The sequence below is a fragment of the uncultured Campylobacter sp. genome (genome assembly GCF_938045225.1).
Lineage (GTDB): Bacteria > Campylobacterota > Campylobacteria > Campylobacterales > Campylobacteraceae > Campylobacter_A.
On record NZ_CALINL010000250.1, the window covers coordinates 1 to 2,690 of the forward strand.

The 2,690-nt window shown below is 48.6% G+C and carries 3 protein-coding genes; all 3 read left to right on the top strand.

All coding sequences use genetic code 11. The features are described 5' to 3' along the window. Positions 1–257 precede the first annotated feature (257 nt). Positions 258–1,964, top strand: a complete 1,707-nt coding sequence (locus Q0200_RS08895) for an acetolactate synthase large subunit (RefSeq protein WP_297940477.1) — start codon at positions 258–260, stop codon at positions 1,962–1,964. A 2-nt stretch (positions 1,965–1,966) separates the two neighbouring features. After that, positions 1,967–2,428, top strand: coding sequence for an acetolactate synthase small subunit (gene ilvN / locus Q0200_RS08900; protein ID WP_223154204.1), 462 nt, complete (start codon positions 1,967–1,969; stop codon positions 2,426–2,428). Then, a partial coding sequence (locus Q0200_RS08905; RefSeq protein WP_297940479.1) for an LpxD N-terminal domain-containing protein occupies positions 2,428–2,690 on the top strand: 263 nt, incomplete at its 3' end. The genes ilvN and Q0200_RS08905, both read left to right, overlap by 1 nt.

Sequence of the window (2,690 nt, forward strand, 5' to 3'; positions counted from 1 at the left end):
CGTAATTCAAGCCCCTTCCCCCTTAACAAAGAAGTAAAATGTAAATTTGACAATTAAATTTTAGCATCGTAAAGATACGGGTCTCGGCGCATCAAATTTAAAAACATATCCAAATTTGAATCCTTTTAAATTTCGCTGGCAAATTTACTCAAATTTAAGCCCCTTTAAAGTACCGCCCAAATTCCAAGCCCGATTTTACGCGTTTTTAAACCTTAAAGCTGTATAATCGGGGTCAAATTTATCAAAAGGCGATACAGATGATAAAAGGCATTTCTGGCTCGCGCATGGTGATGGAAGCCTTGCGCGAGGAGGGCGTAGAGACGGTTTTCGGTTACCCGGGCGGCGCGGCGCTAAACATCTACGACGAGACGTACAAGCAGAGTTATTTCAAGCACGTTTTGACGCGTCACGAGCAAGCCGCTGTGCACGCCGCAGACGGCTATGCGCGTGCTAGCGGCAAGGTCGGAGTGGCGTTTGTGACGAGCGGTCCCGGTTTTACAAACGCGGTCACGGGTCTAGCAACCGCATACTCCGACAGCATCCCGCTTATATTAATCAGCGGCCAGGTTCCGACCTCGCTTATCGGCACGGACGCCTTTCAGGAGATCGACGCCGTGGGCATCTCTCGCCCGTGTGTGAAGCACAACTACCTCGTTCGCAGTATCGAGGAGCTACCGCGCATCCTAAAAGAGGCCTTTTATATCGCTCGCTCGGGACGCCCGGGGCCCGTTCACGTCGATATCCCAAAGGATATAACGGCAGCCGTGGGGGATTTTGATTACCCGACCGAGATAAAGATGCCGACGTACAAACCGACCTACAAGGGCAACGCAAAGCAGATCAAAAAGGCGCTCGAGGTTATCGCCGAGGCCAAACGCCCGCTACTATATCTAGGAGGCGGAGTCGTGGCGGCGAACGCTAGTGAGCTCGTGCGTAAATTTAGCGCAAAGACGGGCATCCCAGCAGTCGAAACGCTGATGGGGCTTGGCGTCCTAGCGCACGAGGATAAAAATCTACTCTCGATGGTCGGCATGCACGGCAGCTACGCGGCAAATATGGCGATGAGCGAAACCGATCTAATCATCGCGCTGGGCGTGCGGTTTGACGACCGCGTGACGGGCAAGCTTAGCGAATTTGCCAAACACGCCAAAATCATCCACGTCGATATCGACCCTAGCTCGATCTCAAAGATCGTAAACGCGCACTTTCCGATCGTGGGCGATCTAAACTGCGTCCTAGAAGAGGTGGTGGAAAAAGTAACCGTAAATGAGCAAAATTTGACCGCGTGGCGCGAGATATTGGCTCGCTACGACGCGCTAAATCCGCTGGATTACAAAGACAGCGACGAAGTCCTAAAACCGCAGTGGGTCGTGCGCGAGACAGCTAAAATTTTAAAAGAATCAGGCAAAGACGCGGTGATCGCCACCGACGTCGGCCAGCACCAGATGTGGGTCGCGCAGTTTTATCCGTTTGATAGGCCGCGCCAGCTGATAACTAGCGGAGGCCAGGGGACTATGGGCTTTGGCCTGCCGGCGGCCGTCGGAGCGAAAGCGGCAAAGCCCGAAAACATCGTCGTAAATTTCACCGGCGACGGCTCGATCCTCATGAATATCCAAGAGCTGATGACCGCCACCGAGATAGATAAGCCCGTCATCAACATCATCTTAAATAACAATTTCCTAGGCATGGTGCGCCAGTGGCAGACATTTTTCTATGAAAAGCGCTACTCATCGACTGATCTTAGCTTACAGCCTGATTTTGTAAAGATCGCTGAGGGATTTGGCGGCGTTGGCTTTGTTTGCAAGAGTAAAGATGAGTTTAAAAAAGCTTTAAAAGAGGCGATCAAGAGTAAAAAATCAGCTCTTATCGACGTGAGGATCGACCGCTTTGAGGACGTGCTTCCTATGGTTCCAGCAGGGGCTGCGATTTATAATATGATATTAAAGAGCAAGGAAGAAAAATGAGTATCAGAAGAACGATTTCGGTTATAGTTTTAAATGAACATGGCGTCTTGGCTAGAATTTCTGGGCTTTTTGCGGGCAGGGGCTACAACATCGACACGCTCACGGTTGCTCCGATACCTGAGAGCAACTTCTCAAGGCTAAGCATCGTCACAAGCGGCGATGAGAGGGTTTTAGAGCAGATCGTAAAGCAGCTTCACAAACTCATACCAACATATAAAGTCATAGAAAGTGGCGAATTTGTCGAAAAAGAGATGGCGCTTGTGAAAATCCCGCTTGGTGAAAATTTTGCTGGCCTTGAGGCGATACTAAAGTCATATAACGGCATCGTCACAAATACAAACGAAAACTATATCGTCGTCATGGTGGCTGACGATGCGAGCAGGATAGAGAGCTTTTTAAAGTCAATAAAGAAATTTAACCCAGTTGATGTCGTGCGCGGCGGATCTGTGATAATGGATATATGATGAAACTAAGTGAAATAGCTTTAAAAGTAAACGCTACTTTTAGCGGAGAAGATCTTGAAATTTTTGCTCTAAATTCTTTAAAAAACGCAAATAAAGCTGAGCTAACATACTGCGATGGCGAGAAAAATGCTAAATTTATAAGCAACTCAAATGCTGGAGCTATATTAGTTACAAAAGCCCTTTTGGACCTGGTGCCAGCTGGGATGGTTGCACTTGTCTGCGACAATCCACATCTTGCATTTGCCTTGCTTAGTAAGGACTA